General features: G+C 35.7%; 14 protein-coding genes. 7 read left to right on the top strand and 7 right to left on the bottom strand.

From position 1 onward, the window contains the following. Window positions 1–167: 167 nt before the first annotated feature. The 3 genes from AB5213_RS08305 to AB5213_RS08295 are packed head-to-tail and all read left to right on the top strand — an operon-like array spanning window position 168 to window position 2,888. Window positions 168–1,433 (top strand): hypothetical protein, encoded by a 1,266-nt coding sequence (locus tag AB5213_RS08305; RefSeq protein WP_368276591.1) that lies wholly within the window; start codon window positions 168–170, stop codon window positions 1,431–1,433. 26 nt (window positions 1,434–1,459) lie between these two features. Continuing rightward, a complete protein-coding gene (locus tag AB5213_RS08300) occupies window positions 1,460–2,317 on the top strand; it encodes a carbohydrate ABC transporter permease (protein WP_008374422.1) in 858 nt (285 codons plus the stop codon). Continuing rightward, complete coding sequence (locus AB5213_RS08295; protein ID WP_368276590.1) at window positions 2,310–2,888, top strand: carbohydrate ABC transporter permease; 579 nt, start codon at window positions 2,310–2,312, stop codon at window positions 2,886–2,888. The genes AB5213_RS08300 and AB5213_RS08295 overlap by 8 nt, the downstream gene beginning before the upstream one ends. Window positions 2,889–3,056: 168 nt before the next feature. Here AB5213_RS08295 and AB5213_RS08290 read toward each other — a convergent pair whose 3' ends face one another. The 4 genes from AB5213_RS08290 to AB5213_RS08275 form a co-directional block, all read right to left on the bottom strand. Then, the gene (locus tag AB5213_RS08290) at window positions 3,057–3,707 is read right to left on the bottom strand and encodes an ATP-binding cassette domain-containing protein (RefSeq protein WP_009243732.1); all 651 of its coding nucleotides are present in this window, start codon (window positions 3,705–3,707) and stop codon (window positions 3,057–3,059) included. Window positions 3,708–3,709: 2 nt separating this feature from the next. Then, on the bottom strand, window positions 3,710–5,665 hold the full coding sequence (locus tag AB5213_RS08285) for a hypothetical protein (protein WP_101629281.1): 1,956 nt from the start codon (window positions 5,663–5,665) through the stop codon (window positions 3,710–3,712). Between the two features lie 81 nt (window positions 5,666–5,746). Beyond that, window positions 5,747–6,061 carry a hypothetical protein gene (locus tag AB5213_RS08280; protein ID WP_009243730.1) on the bottom strand — a complete coding sequence of 105 codons (315 nt, stop codon included), beginning with the start codon at window positions 6,059–6,061 and terminating at the stop codon, window positions 5,747–5,749. Window positions 6,062–6,472: 411 nt separating this feature from the next. Then, window positions 6,473–7,108 carry a helix-turn-helix domain-containing protein gene (locus tag AB5213_RS08275; protein WP_101629280.1) on the bottom strand — a complete coding sequence of 212 codons (636 nt, stop codon included), beginning with the start codon at window positions 7,106–7,108 and terminating at the stop codon, window positions 6,473–6,475. 497 nt (window positions 7,109–7,605) lie between these two features. On the opposite strand from AB5213_RS08275, the gene AB5213_RS08270 reads away from it, so the two are divergent. The 4 genes from AB5213_RS08270 to AB5213_RS08255 all read left to right on the top strand — a co-directional run bounded on the left by AB5213_RS08270 (window position 7,606) and on the right by AB5213_RS08255 (window position 11,200). Beyond that, a complete protein-coding gene (locus tag AB5213_RS08270; protein WP_257963366.1) occupies window positions 7,606–8,655 on the top strand; it encodes a replication initiation factor domain-containing protein in 1,050 nt (349 codons plus the stop codon). A 12-nt stretch (window positions 8,656–8,667) separates the two neighbouring features. After that, window positions 8,668–8,874 (top strand): excisionase, encoded by a 207-nt coding sequence (locus AB5213_RS08265; RefSeq protein WP_101629282.1) that lies wholly within the window; start codon window positions 8,668–8,670, stop codon window positions 8,872–8,874. Between the two features lie 77 nt (window positions 8,875–8,951). Further along, a complete protein-coding gene (locus AB5213_RS08260; RefSeq protein WP_101629279.1) occupies window positions 8,952–10,142 on the top strand; it encodes a site-specific integrase in 1,191 nt (396 codons plus the stop codon). 380 nt (window positions 10,143–10,522) lie between these two features. Next, window positions 10,523–11,200, top strand: coding sequence for a hypothetical protein (locus AB5213_RS08255; protein ID WP_173687151.1), 678 nt, complete (start codon window positions 10,523–10,525; stop codon window positions 11,198–11,200). A gap of 74 nt (window positions 11,201–11,274) precedes the next feature. Here AB5213_RS08255 and AB5213_RS08250 read toward each other — a convergent pair whose 3' ends face one another. From AB5213_RS08250 to AB5213_RS08240, 3 genes are all read right to left on the bottom strand, one after another. Then, the gene (locus AB5213_RS08250) at window positions 11,275–11,673 is read right to left on the bottom strand and encodes a PD-(D/E)XK nuclease domain-containing protein (RefSeq protein WP_368276589.1); all 399 of its coding nucleotides are present in this window, start codon (window positions 11,671–11,673) and stop codon (window positions 11,275–11,277) included. Between the two features lie 44 nt (window positions 11,674–11,717). Beyond that, window positions 11,718–12,959, bottom strand: a complete 1,242-nt coding sequence (locus AB5213_RS08245) for an AAA family ATPase (RefSeq protein ID WP_368276588.1) — start codon at window positions 12,957–12,959, stop codon at window positions 11,718–11,720. A gap of 78 nt (window positions 12,960–13,037) precedes the next feature. Further along, entirely contained in the window at window positions 13,038–13,508 is a 471-nt protein-coding gene (locus tag AB5213_RS08240) for a hypothetical protein (protein ID WP_055246762.1), read from the bottom strand. Window positions 13,509–13,922 lie beyond the last annotated feature (414 nt).

Here is a 13,922-nt window from a genome sequence, read left to right as displayed (position 1 = left end):
TATTCTTCGAAAATCAACAAAATCATACGAACTACTTCATTTTCAAAAAATTCCTTTATATTTTTTGACATCATTTTATTTTTGTGTTAAAATTCAGATACCAAGACATATACATCATTTAAATTCAATCAATTATACTTTGTAATTTTTAAGGAGGGATCATACCAATGTTCAATTTTAAATTTTATCTTCTTCCACTCCTCATCCTTTCAATTGGATTATCCGGATGTACAAAGCTAAATAAAGATGTCTCCAAAACACTCTCTATTGTTATAGAACCTGCTTTTAAGGAGCAGGTTCTTGATGCTGTAAAATATGCCACATCCAAAAATAACTCTCTGGAATTTGAAATTAAAATATTATCTCCTGATCCTGATAAAAGATCTGCAGAAATTCAGAAACTCCGTACACAGATCATGTCTGGAAAAGGTTCTGACTTATATCTTGTTAACTGTTCCACCGATGGAGCTGCGCAGATGAACGAACCTCTTTTTGAAAATCCTTATAAGGCAATGCAAAGTGGTGTATTCGCCTCATTGGATAAATATATGAAAAAAGATTCTTATTGGCAAAAGGAAAACTATAATCCGTCTTTTCTTCTCCCCGGTCAATATCAGGAAAGACAATATATTCTTCCTCTTTCCTGCCACTATAATATGTTAATCTCCGATACTGTACTTGATTATACACAGGAAAATGATACCTTAGAAGATTGGATTTCAAATATAAAAAGTTCTTCTGACCACGCTCTGAAAAATGCACTATTCGAATTAGATAATATCAGTGGTAACTGGTTTCAACCTGCTGCGGATTACAATTCCGGTCAGATTTTCTTTGATAAGGAAAAGTGGAGTAATTTCGCATTAGAATACTTATTATTTAAACAAGATTATTTAGAAAATGAAAAGACAAATAATACTGATACTAGCTCTTCGCATATTTTAATCTCATCTTTGGATGACATAAACGAACACACAACGCAAATAGACATAATCCCTGATATTCAGGGAAAAAAAATGGCTGCCATTCGTTGCTTTGGTGCTGTAAGTATGGCATCTGATTATAAAGAAGAAGCTTATCACTTCTTAATGTATTTTTTAAATAACGTAATTCAGGAATCAACTAGTACTAATGGAATGTCACTAAGCGCAAATGGTGTCCTTGGAACAGATTATCCGGTACAAGTATCTGCCATCCGTACAAAACTGTCCTTCTTAGATCAGTCAAAACAGGATTTAGCTATAAAAGCATTTCAGTCCTTAGAAGGAGCATATTTTCCGACAGAAGTTGAACATTTTATTTATGAAGAGATTATAGAAAATAGTAGTTTATTATATGGTCCGCAAACTGATTTTAAAAAGATATGGCAAGATAAGCTTTCGGCTTTAGCAGACAAAGCATGGAATGATTATCATACACAGGTGACAGAATAGTTTTAAGTGAAAGCGAGCGTGATGCAATGAAAAAAAAGAAGAAGGGATTCTTACTGGCTTTCCCTGCAATATCAGGATTTCTTTTCTTTTATCTGATCCCATTTTTGATTGTTTTGTGGTATTCTGTTTCTTTTGGTATCGGAAAACGCGAATTTGTAGGTCTTGATAATTATAAAGAACTATTTAAAAATACAATGTTTTTACTGGCAGTAAAAAACACTTGTAAATATATGCTTGTTACAATACCAGTTACTTTAGGGACAGCTCTCTGTATTTCTGTAATTTTACAACAGATTACGAAAGGTCAGAAAATTTTCCGACTCTCTTTTCTTTATCCAATCATCATGCCAATCGCATCTATAGTTTTAGTCATCCAGTTTTTTTTCAAAAATAATGGTTTTTTGAATCTGATACTAAACTTTTTTTATCTTCCTGAAAAAGACTGGCTTCATACCTCAAGCGCTTTTTGGATCATCTGTATTTTATATTTCTGGAAATTTGTTGGATATTATATTTTCATTTATTCTTCCAGACTTCAGATGATTCCGAAAGAATATTATGAATATGCCAGTCTTCACGGAGCCGGAAAATGGCAGAGCTTTTATTATATTACCTGTCCTATATTGTTTCCGGTTATCCTTTTTACATTAATACTCTCCATAATGAATGCGTTTAAATGCTACAGAGAAGCCTTTTTACTTGGCGGAACTCATCCAGACAACAGTATTTATTTTTTACAACATTTTATGAATAATAATTTACAAAATCTGAATTACCAAAAGGTTTCCGCCAGTGCAACTATTATTACCGTATTTATTCTTTTTCTAAGTGGTCTTATCTATATGATATACTATTTTCTAAAGAGGAGGACTGCCGATGCATAAGTACAAACAGTACACCCGGCTCTTTGTTTTTTCGATCATAGCCTTTATTTTTTTATTTCCAATTATCTATCTGATTGTATTTTCAGTTTTTCATTCAGATACCGGATTTTCTCTGATGAATTATTATAAAGTTTTTCTGGCAAAACCTGATTATCTGATAAAATTTTGGAGAAGCCTTGCCATGTGTCTGATGATTGCGGCAGGACAAACCCTTTTTTCCTGTATGTCAGGAACAGCATTTGCAAAATATTCTTTTCCTCTGAAAAAATTCTGGTTTATACTATTTGCACTATTTATGATTTTACCGATTCAGGTAACACTGCTGCCGAATTATATTTTATTAGAAAAACTAAAACTTTTAAACAGTTGGAAAGCTTTGATAATCCCTGCAATATTTTCACCTTTTGGAACTGTATGGCTTACTTTCGTTTTCCAGGCAATCCCAGATTCTACACTTGATGCCGCAAGAATGGATGGCGTAAATCAGCTACAAATGATTCGCTACATTATAGTTCCAAATTCAAAACCTGCCGTTATCACATTATTTATATTAGTATTTACAGAAACTTGATATAGAAAATCCGATTATCCGCATAAATACAGCATTTAAGGGCTGTTCATCACTTGAAAAAATAAGTGTTTTACCACGAATTTACCATAATTGAATATGAGTCTTGATATGACGAAATATAAAGGGAGATTGCACGTATAATAAAACCGCGTATCTCCCTTTAACAAACTATCTAAAGTTTTCTACATTTATAACTCTGGAAAAACAATCGCACAAATTCATGTTGTGAGTGACCATGATTATAGTAATGCCCTTTTCATTTAATTCTTTCAAAAGTTTCATCACTATCAATTCGTTCTCTTTATCAAGTCCAGAAGTTGGTTCATCAGCTAATATAATCTGACTTCCTTGCAAAATCAATTTAATAATTGCAATTCGCTGTTGCTCTCCACCGCTTAACTGATATACTTTTTTGTTAAGCATGTCACTTAGCTCAAATTGCTTTAAATACTTATTGATTAGTTTCAGTTTTTCTTCTTTTTTTACTTTTTTATATTCAAGAGCTAATTTTAAATTCCACAACACGCTTTCATCTTCTATTAGTCCATAATTTTGAAATAGATAGCCTATTGTATATCTTCTCAAAATCATAGCATTTTTACCGTTCATGGACAAATTTTTATGACTATCAATAGTGATTGTTCCCTCGGATATATCAGTAATCAATCCTATTATATTTAAAAGTGTCGTTTTACCTGCCCCGCTTTTCCCTACAAGCCCCACAAATTCGCCTTTTTCTATTTCTAAAGATAAATTTTCAAATAGAACCTGATTTTTCCCATATTCTTTTTTGACGTTCTTTAATGTAATCAATGACATACTTATGCCCCCTTTTCAATCTCATATAAAGCGTTTGAGATATAAATTCTATAAAGCAATTCGCAGAATATGTAGTCAATAAGTATAATCGCAAAAAGGCAAGCAAAATAATAATTTATAGCAGTTAATACGCCTGATATAATTATTTCGATTCCCCAAAAAATATACCGATTTTTCAGTGTCCTAAAATGAGAGAATCCTAAAATCTCTTTTGCCGCATATCTCTTTCGATTTACAAAAATGTCCACATAATTTGAAATATACAAAATAAACAGTAAAGACACTATAAAGACAATCGTAAACATAGTGAGTGTTTTAAGAACGAATGTCACATTTTCAAGTTGCATTAAATAAGGTGTAAGTAATGTTCCAGCTGTAACTAATTGCTCTAAATCATATTCTGATAACAAAGAAGAAAAATCTTCTCTTGACTCCATTTGAAAAAATAAACACCTTGTATTTAAAGAATCCAAATAGTAAAGTCCTGCAAAATTGCCCGTATCAACAATGATAACAGGATTAGCCATATCCGAAAAACCATTTTCTGTATTGACTTTTATCGTAGAATCATCGTCTATATAAACAACATTAAATTTATCAATAGTTTTTTCTTCTCCCGGTATTCCATAAAATTGATTGTAATTCATCAATCGGAAATATTCTTGCTTAATATATTCGCTAATAGAATTTTCATCATTCTTATATTTATGTGGAACTAATACTGTTGGTTCACTAAATATATCTTCTCCCAATGGTTTTCCACTGAGCTGGATATTTGAAAATTCATTCAGATAATTTCTATTTGCAATAACAAGCTGTTGTTCATAATAGGGGCGTGATGTCTGCAAACCACCGTCTGTCCTAAAATCACATAGTAGTGAATGGTTATGATTATACATCTCTAATGTTTGTTCAGAATATTTTTCTAATATGTCTGTGTTTGCTAACGCATAATCATACTCCGATGAATTAAAACCATTAGCGGTATAATATCCGTCCAGATACTTATAATCTAAAACAGCTTGTTGGCTTTGTCTAAATGAGTTCCCCTGATTCAGCAATGAAATAATAGTGATAGCGATTATTACCGAAAAAATTATTTTTATAGCCTGAACTACAATATTTGTGCCGCTATTTAAAGTCTTATTTTTTATCATTGCCTCTAAAGAAACAAACTTAATTAAAATACTTGTAATTAAAACACAAAGTATATTTATAGCTAAAACACCAATAAAGAACAGTACACTTGTTGCTAAATAAGAAAAATCATATCTGTTTGTTAATGCGTAATATAAATTTAGCAAGAACAGTAATACTAAACATATTACAGCAAAATATTTTATTACACTGGTAATTTGCTCCTTTAAAATATGTATAGTAGAAAAGCCCATGCTTTTTTTAATACCTATTTTTTTCAAACTATAAGACGTATAAATACAGTATATGATTTGAAGTACAATAAATAAGATTACAAAATTCAGAAGATTCAATTCTAATACCATACTATACGGAATAGCGTCATTTTCAAAGTTATTTATTGCGACGGACAGTTGAGAAGCTATCTCTTTAATTGCGTTAGCTGGTAAATCTGTATAGAATACACCAACACTATCTAAAAAATCTTCCTTTTGCAATTCATGATATTGAAACAAAATAGAGGAAGATATAGGCTGTTTTTGTGTAAACTCATTTAATGGATAGCAATATAAATCATAAACAGATTTATCTGTGGAAGTGAGCGTATTGTTAATGAGTTCTAATTTATTTTGAGAATATTCTTCTGTAAATATTGTATAAAATTTGTCGAGAATTTCTGGCGATGTTTCTTCTAAAACATACCCTTTTAAATTCTCAGTAGCAATGTTATTCTTTTCATAAATGTTGTAAATAGAAGTATTAAAAATATATGCAAAGAGTATGACTTCAAGGAAAATAAAAATCTTTAAAAATTTTTTCATAACATACGCCCCTTTCTTTGAAGAAATGTATAAAATAGGGCGGGACAAATAGCCCCGCCCTAGGTGTTTGAACTATTTTACTTAATATGGATAATAATCATAATAAGATGTTTCGTTCGCCCACCAAACTCTCTTTGCATCTTTGTAAGCGTAGTTTGACTTGAATCCACTGGTATATGTATCTCCGCCGACCTTTACAGTTGCCTTTACCATGTAGTTGCGACTAATACCTGCTTTACGCCCAATTTCGGAATATACAATGGTGTCTGTTTGCCCTCCATTGTAGTACAAATCTCCACCCGCTACATCAATAGCCCACGCTGTAAGTGGAGCGCCGACAACCATAACTGCTGCTACAAGACCAACTACTTTCGTTCTCAACTTCTTTGCTCTCATTCGATAAACCTCCTTTCTCTTTTTTACTTTTTGATAGTTTTATGTCACGTACTGTTTTTACTAACCTCAACATAACATATATTTCATTAAATGTCAAGTTATTTTTGTTTCTATTTTATATATGACCTCTTTGTTGCTATCATATTTTGTGCATAATGCACAAAATCAAAGTGCCAATATTAGTGCTTTCCACGATTGTACTTTTACAATGAAAAGACGAAGTACCTGTGATAAATTCATTGCTCTAAAATTATTAGAGAAACTATACAATATAGCTATCCTTTTTTCTCTTGTCTGCCATAAACAGAAAAGAAAAAGCCCTGTCAAGAGCCTGCCACTTCTTTAGAAGTGGTGCTTGCACTCTTGATCTGGGCTTTTTGTTTGCTGTATCTTTTTGCAAGAGGAAAAAGGCTACTCGTCCCCGTTGTCAAAATGGCTGTCCTTTAAGACTTCCCGCAACAGCTCCATATCTTCTTTTGAGTTGGGATTTATCCTCTTTACAACCTGATAAGGTGTACCGTACTTGTGTCCGTCTGTGCTTTCCCCGAACATATCCATGCTGTATAAATCATCATAACGGTCTAATACTTTCTGAAATTTCAAGTGCTGGATAAATGTTTTGATAGGGTAAAGGTCGGACGCTTGTATGTCCTCTCCCTTGATATAGTCTGTGATGTATTTCCGCAACTGCTCCAACTCATACTCTAGCCATTCTTCTTCACTGTCAAAGAAGTTATCATAGTGTCCGTGTTTCAGTTCTGCATTTAGGCGTTCTTCCGTCCGTAAAAACTTGCATACCTCTTTTTCCGCCTGTTGGACAAACTTCCATTCTCCCGACAACAATTCATTCGGTGTTACTTCCAGTACGTCCATTATCTTTTCCAGCGTGTCAAAGGTGGGATAGTTTACCCCTCGTTCAATCTTAGAAAGGCTCTGCATATTGATACCGATGGCGTCCGCAAGCTCCTGCTGTTTCATTTTCCTGTGTTTTCTTATGGTCTGTATGTTCTCCCCTAAAAAATTTATTTTCTTTGTGTCATGCTCCATAACTTCTTATATCTTTTCCTTTCCCGGCTTTTTCGTTCCTTTATAAGCCTATCATACTTATTATAGCCGAAAAAGTCAAGAAAAAGTTCTTGACAAGTAATTCTAACGGCGTTATTATCATGGAGGATATAGTGATTAAGCACAATGAGGTCAATCACACGCTTGAGTAGGCATAGAAAAGAGTTATTTTCGCTTTGATAGCATGAATAGGCATGGACTATCCGACCGAAAACGGTGTTTCTTCCTGTGCCTGCCCCGTTTAGCCACGAGCCTCCCAAAGGCTCGTGAGCGTTAAGAACGGGGCTGGTGCAGGAAGAAAAGGAACGCCGTAGGCGTTCCGTACAGGGCGTATATGTAACACCGCCCTGCGCATACATGTCATAGTACCTAGAAACTGTGATAAATAAAGGACAAAACACGATTTTTACCCCGCAAAAAAACGGGGAGTACGAAAGGAGTAATGCACTATCGCAACACATGAAAATTTATCCGTCAAGATTGATTACATCAGCATTGTCTTTGATACGGCAACGGCAGAAGATGTGATACGGCACATTTTATGCTTGCCGACCGATATTTTTAATGTCTATCCTGCAACGGTCAAATTTAAGACGTATCAGGCGCGTTGGGAAATCGGAGATATTTATGTATCGGGCGACGCAAAAAAGACAGAGGACAACCCACAAGGGCTGGGCTGTTATCTCGTGATGACAGGCAGGGGGTGTGATGATATTTTCCGTATCCTCGATAACAACGGCTTGACCTTTGGGGATATGTTCGGACGCTGTGAAAGGAGATATGGGGCTGGAAACTACCATTTCACAAGGCTGGACGTTGCCATTGACGACAGGAACGAAACGCCGTTCTTTACCATAGAGCAGATAAAGAAGAAATGTGAAAAAGAGGAATTTATCGCCAACAGTGAGGGCTACCATTTTGACGAGAGCAAGTTTGATGATTTTGACACCGCAAAGACCGTCTATATCGGGGCTGGAAAATCGGGGCTTTCCTACCGCTTTTATGACAAGGACAAGGAAGTGTGCGGCAAATACAACAGGACGCTTGATGAAGTCGGGAGTTGGAAACGGACGGAAATGCAACTGCGTGATGAAAAGGCTCATGCCTTTGCTATGGCATTTCAGGCAAGACCGCTGGAGATTGGGGAACTGGCTTTCGGACTGCTGGCGGACAACCTGCGTTTTGTCGTAGCAAACAGGAATGAGAGCAACAAGAGCAGGTGGAAAACGTGCCGTTTCTGGCAACGCTTTTTAGGGGCTGTGGAACTTTTAAAACTCCATGTACCCACACCGCATAATTCCCTTGAAGAAACGCAACAGTGGCTTACAGAGGGTGGTGTCATATCCGCTGTCAAAGGCTTTTACTTCCTCGAATCCCATGACGCTTTAGGTGGGCTGGAACGTGTCGGGGATATGGTAGATAAGGCAAGGTACAGCACTTCCCTTTCCAGCAAGCTGACCGCCCATTTACAGCGGATAGACAGGACAGAATTGATACCCTACGTCCAGTATGACACAAAGAACAGGTAGGGGGGTGGCATGATGAACGAAAAGATTGATATTCCTGTATGGGAAAAATACACCCTTACCATTGAGGAAGCGTCAAGATACTTCACAATCGGACAGAACAAGCTACGCCGATTGGTAGAAGAAAACCGACACGGCGACTGGTATGTGATGAACGGCAACCGTATCTTGATTAAGAAAAAACAGTTTGAGAAATTTATGGATAAAACAGACGCAATCTAATGCAAAAGAGCCTTGTATGTGATATTATTTCAGTAAGTCATATCAAGGCTCTTTCTTACGAAAGGAGCAGATAAGAAATGTCGGAAAAAAGACGGGACAGTAAAGGTCGCCTCTTAAAGACAGGAGAGAGCCAGCGAGCAGACGGAAGATACTTATACAAATATGTGGACAAGGCAGGAAAGACAAGGTATGCCTATTCATGGAAACTTGTGCCGACAGACCTCGTACCTAAAGGCAAGAGGGACGGGAAATCCCTAAGGGAATTAGAAACGGAGATACAAAGGGATTTACAGGACGGTATCGACACAACAGGCGGAAAAATGACGCTGTGCCAGCTATACGCCAAACAGAACGCCCAGAGAGCCAACGTAAAGGAAAGCACAAGACAGGGCAGGAAAAAGCTCATGCGGACATTAGAGGGCGATATACTGGGGGCTAGGAGCATTGACAGCATACGCCTTTCAGACGCTAAGGAATGGGCGTTACGCATGAAAGACAAGGGCTATGCTTATCAGACCATAAGCAATTATAAACGCTCGTTAAATGCGTCATTCCGCATTGCCATAGCGGACGACCTCGTGAGGAAGAACCCCTTTGATTTCAAGCTGAATGAGGTCATAGAGGACGACAGGACACCACGGCAGGCATTGACCGAGGAACAGGAAGAAAGGCTCTTGTCCTTTGCCAGCAGGGACAGGGTATATAAAAAGTATTATGACGCAATCGTAATACTGTTAAAGACAGGGCTTCGTATCTCGGAACTGTGCGGACTGACAAGGCAGGATATAGACTTTGAAAACGGCGTTATCCATGTAGACCACCAGCTATTATCCAGCAAGGAAACGGGCTATTATATCGAAACACCAAAGACAAAAAGCGGTGTGCGTGATGTTCCCATGAGTGAGGAAGTGAAACAGGCATTTGAGCGTGTCATGGCAAACAAGGCAAAGGCAGAGCCGACAGAGATAGACGGGTACAGTGGTTTCCTCTTTCTGAACGGGAAAGGCTTTCCTATGACGAATGCCTATTATACTTCTACTTTCGCTAATCTGAGAAAGAAATATAACAAGAGCCATGAGGACAGCTTACCAAAGATAACGCCCCATATCCTGCGTCATACGTTCTGTACCAGACTTGCGAACAGGAACATGAACCCTAAGAGTTTACAGTATATCATGGGACACGCAAACATCAGTATCACGCTGAACCTGTACGCCCATGCGTCCATAGAGAACGTCAAGGCAGAATTAAGAAGCATGATAGCTTAAAGTTTTACCACGATATTTACCACGATTGACCGTGAGAAAACGTGATGAAACGTAGCTGTTTGGAAGTATCAGCCGAAAAGAGAAATGCCCGTAAAGCTGATAAAATAAGGCTTTGCGGACATTTAAGAAGATATGAAAAGATAATCAAAAATTTATATTAAGTTTAAATGAAAGCTGGAATATGGTTGAACAGCCTATCCTTTTTCTCGAAAAAGAAACCGACTATCCCCTTTCTGTTTTTCTCGCATCACTCAATCAAAATGCTGTTGGAATTCAATCCGTCTGTGGTCTACTATGTTTACTTCCAGTGACATTTTTCTTTTTATATTACAATACAGAATTGACGGATGGACTAAAAGATATTTTATGGAGTTGATAAAATGATGAAAAAGAAAACCTGGAATGCCGGATGTATGATCCTGATTTCTTTAATGATCTGTACTATTTTATCCATCCGTATAGAAAAATGGATGCAGATACCTGTAGAGATTGCAACGATCAGTCAGACAGAAGAAGAAAAGCTTAATTCTACCATCCGTATTCCCAAAAGTTGCTATAATACCGATACAAATATGATTTTTTATCTGGCAGAGCAAGAAGGAGTATTCGGAACAAAATTTCTCGCCTTTTCAAAGGCTGTCGATCCTCTTTCCATAACCGCAGATAGTATTCTTCTTCCGGAAGAAAAAGATGAAAAAGGACAACTTTTGCAGATCATAAAATGGTCTACATATCCATTAAAAGATGGAGATGAAGTCACCATCGATCAGGAAGGGGAACATAAAAAACAGTCTGGTGAAAACAGACGTATTTTAGAAAAGCAAAAATCTTTTTTCTTTTTGTTTGGAATGACCGTCCTGATTTTAATTTTTATCTTTGCTTTTGGAATTAAAGATTTGTATAAGTTTCCTGCCGGAGATTATAGAAAATGTGTCAGAGGAATGCTACTCATTCTGATTGGATTTGGTATCTTATGGAAAATTACTGCACTTGTGAATATTCCGCGAGAATATCTGCCTCCGGAATGTATATTGGATCTGGGATTTTATTTACATTAATCTATAAAACGGATAAAGTCAAACTGCTATATGAAAAAGTTTTAAATCGCAATAGCAGTTTGACTTTCTTCTTTTTATCCTATCAATACTTTTTTTCCTTCAAATGCAAAACCATAATGATGAATCTCTTCTCTTTTTATATTTCTCACTTTAAATTCCATAATAATCGCCGGATACTTTTTTGTTTCTTTTATTTTAGGAATCATCATCACGTCATAACGTCCAAAACCACTTTCTCTGTTCGACCGAATCTCATAGATATCAGTCTGATCCGCAATGAGTCCCAGAACAAATCCATGATAAAATCGTTCCGGTTCATTTTGTCCTACATCAAAATAACTGAATGTTGTCATTATAATCTGATTCATATAATAGTTCATAGCATCTATATCATCACTTAATAATGCCTTCATGAACTGATTATAATTGGATTGATTCTTTGCGAACCATCCTTTAAACATAGTTGTAAACATTGCTGTTGTTTCCAGATTGGTGATTCGCAGATGATACCATTTCTTTAATTGGTTCCTTTGCTATGCCACCGGTTTGTTGTTTCCAGATTGGTGATTCGCAGATGATACCATGGCTCTAACAAAACGCCCCGATATTCTATCTGCTCTGCTTTCAGATAACCACTTACCAGCATCAGGCTCCAGATTGCATTCTCACCTTGATCAAGCTGCTCAAATACGATTTGTTCATCAAAATTAACTACGATTTCTTTTCCCTGCAGCAATTCTTCCATCTTTTCTTTGATGTCTGTGGAAGCTTTTCGAATCAGTTCATCAATCATACTATTTGAACTGGTATCTGCCCAATAAGGACGGACCTGTTTTTTATCTAAAAAATTAGTAATTGACCAAGGATTATAGATATCATGCGTATTTCCAAATACAAAACCATCATACCAGGACTTTACAAGCTTTTTCTGATTGTTCATCCCACGCTCTTCTAACGCCTGAAATACTTCTTCTTCCGAAAATCCGAAACAGGTTTCATACTCCGTTGATGTCGTTGTTACAACGTTAAGATTATTTAAATCTGAAAATACAGATTCTTTCGACACGCGTGTAATCCCTGTCATCATTGCTCTTTCCAAATATGGATTTGTCTTAAACGTTGCATTAAATAAACTTCTGATAAATGCTGTAAATTCTTTCCAATATCCATAGAGATAAGCTTCCTGCATCGGGGTATCATATTCATCCAGCAAAATAATAACTTTCTTTTTATAATACCGGCTCAGGCAATTTGCCAGATTTTTTACCGCATTACAGATTGTATCATTTGCCACCTGTTTTTTGATTCCTGGATTTTTTGCATAATAATCTAACTCTTCAAAGCATTTCCTCTCACCATCCGTAAGTTCATTACTTTCAAGCAGATACCTATGTTCTGAATAGGCTTCATTGATCGCCATGATAATCCCATCTCTGGCATCTTCATAATTACTGCCTTTAATTGCGGCAAAACTCAGAAAAATTACCGGATAGGTTCCTTGCATTTTACGATACTTTTCCTTTTTCCAGACTGCCAATCCTTTAAAAAGGTCTTCCCGTCCTGTAAATTGATTGGAAAAGAAACAATTCAGCATACTCATATTCAATGTTTTTCCAAATCTACGCGGTCTGGTGATCAAAGTAATTTCATCTTTTGATTCCCACCACTTACAGATCAGATCTGTTTTATCAATATAAAAACAATCATTCTCCCGAAGAGATACAAAATTCTGTTTTCCGATACTGATTACTTTTTGCATGAAAGATTTCCTCCCTTCCTGAATATCTATGGGTTATTATATCCTATTTGTTTCTTATCTTTCAACCGCTTATTTGTGTTAAATTTCTTTTCCTTCTGTGATGGTAAAATAGGTAAACTTTTTATGATCCATTTGAATTTTTATTGTGATGGAATGATTCTTTGATTTTTCTTCTTTTATCAATTCTAAGTCTACTTTTACAAAGTAACTATTAGATTCTTTTGTTATGTTAATGTCTATTAAATTGTAGGAATCGTATTGTTGCAGAATTTTTACTGGTAAATAATAAAATGTCTTTAAGAAAGATTGGAATGCCGCTTCTGTTATGAAGTATTTTTGCAAAGGCTGAGATAAGGATTGATTATCACTTCCGGTTTCCAGAATTTTTTTGTATTCTGTCTCTGCCCTGGAATCGTCATTTAGCCATTCATATATGAAAGTAGTAATTACTTCTTTGTCCGGCTGATATTTCTGCAACGATATTATGATTATCGCACAGAGAACAATAATAGTACCAATGGAACTGGATAATCTTTTTTTCATAGGCATTATTTTAAACCTCCTTTGTTCTTTATAAATATCATATATATGATTTTTATTGATGGCAATATTTTTTACAGTTTTTCATATTTATTTTTTGCTTCATTGATACACATTTTTACATGCGTTATACTGAAAAAAATGATTGCAAAACTTAAAAGCCGAAAATGAATCAACGAAATAAGGAACTATTATTGATCTAGATACTATAAAACTCAAAAACAAGTCAACAGAATAAGAATATTTTATTGACTTAGATACTGTAAAATTCAAAGCTAATCAACGAAATATGCAGATATAGTTGATTTAGAATTTCAGAAATTAAAAACAGATCAACAAATTCGTTTATAATGGACCCTATAGTGTGGACATGAAACTTAGATAATTAGGTCAATTCCTTAGAGTATTTTCCAAGTTGTAGAC

It is taken from the genome of Coprococcus sp. RTP21204st1_G4_RTP21204_210225 (genome assembly GCF_040915385.1).
GTDB classification, from domain to species: Bacteria; Bacillota; Clostridia; order Lachnospirales; family Lachnospiraceae; genus Allocoprococcus; species Allocoprococcus comes.
This window is presented reverse-complemented; position numbering and strand designations above follow the sequence as displayed.

Bases quoted from the DNA above. Each gene is read 5' to 3' on its own strand.
- AB5213_RS08305 (WP_368276591.1), top strand. From the start codon at position 168: ATGTTCAATTTTAAATTTTATCTTCTTCCACTCCTCATCCTTTCAATT.
- AB5213_RS08300 (WP_008374422.1), top strand. From the start codon at position 1,460: ATGAAAAAAAAGAAGAAGGGATTCTTACTGGCTTTCCCTGCAATATCA.
- AB5213_RS08295 (WP_368276590.1), top strand. From the start codon at position 2,310: ATGCATAAGTACAAACAGTACACCCGGCTCTTTGTTTTTTCGATCATA.
- AB5213_RS08290 (WP_009243732.1), bottom strand. From the start codon at position 3,707: ATGTCATTGATTACATTAAAGAACGTCAAAAAAGAATATGGGAAAAAT.
- AB5213_RS08285 (WP_101629281.1), bottom strand. From the start codon at position 5,665: ATGAAAAAATTTTTAAAGATTTTTATTTTCCTTGAAGTCATACTCTTT.
- AB5213_RS08280 (WP_009243730.1), bottom strand. From the start codon at position 6,061: ATGAGAGCAAAGAAGTTGAGAACGAAAGTAGTTGGTCTTGTAGCAGCA.
- AB5213_RS08275 (WP_101629280.1), bottom strand. From the start codon at position 7,108: ATGGAGCATGACACAAAGAAAATAAATTTTTTAGGGGAGAACATACAG.
- AB5213_RS08265 (WP_101629282.1), top strand. From the start codon at position 8,668: ATGAACGAAAAGATTGATATTCCTGTATGGGAAAAATACACCCTTACC.
- AB5213_RS08260 (WP_101629279.1), top strand. From the start codon at position 8,952: ATGTCGGAAAAAAGACGGGACAGTAAAGGTCGCCTCTTAAAGACAGGA.
- AB5213_RS08255 (WP_173687151.1), top strand. From the start codon at position 10,523: ATGATGAAAAAGAAAACCTGGAATGCCGGATGTATGATCCTGATTTCT.
- AB5213_RS08250 (WP_368276589.1), bottom strand. From the start codon at position 11,673: ATGTTTACAACTATGTTTAAAGGATGGTTCGCAAAGAATCAATCCAAT.
- AB5213_RS08245 (WP_368276588.1), bottom strand. From the start codon at position 12,959: ATGCAAAAAGTAATCAGTATCGGAAAACAGAATTTTGTATCTCTTCGG.
- AB5213_RS08240 (WP_055246762.1), bottom strand. From the start codon at position 13,508: ATGCCTATGAAAAAAAGATTATCCAGTTCCATTGGTACTATTATTGTT.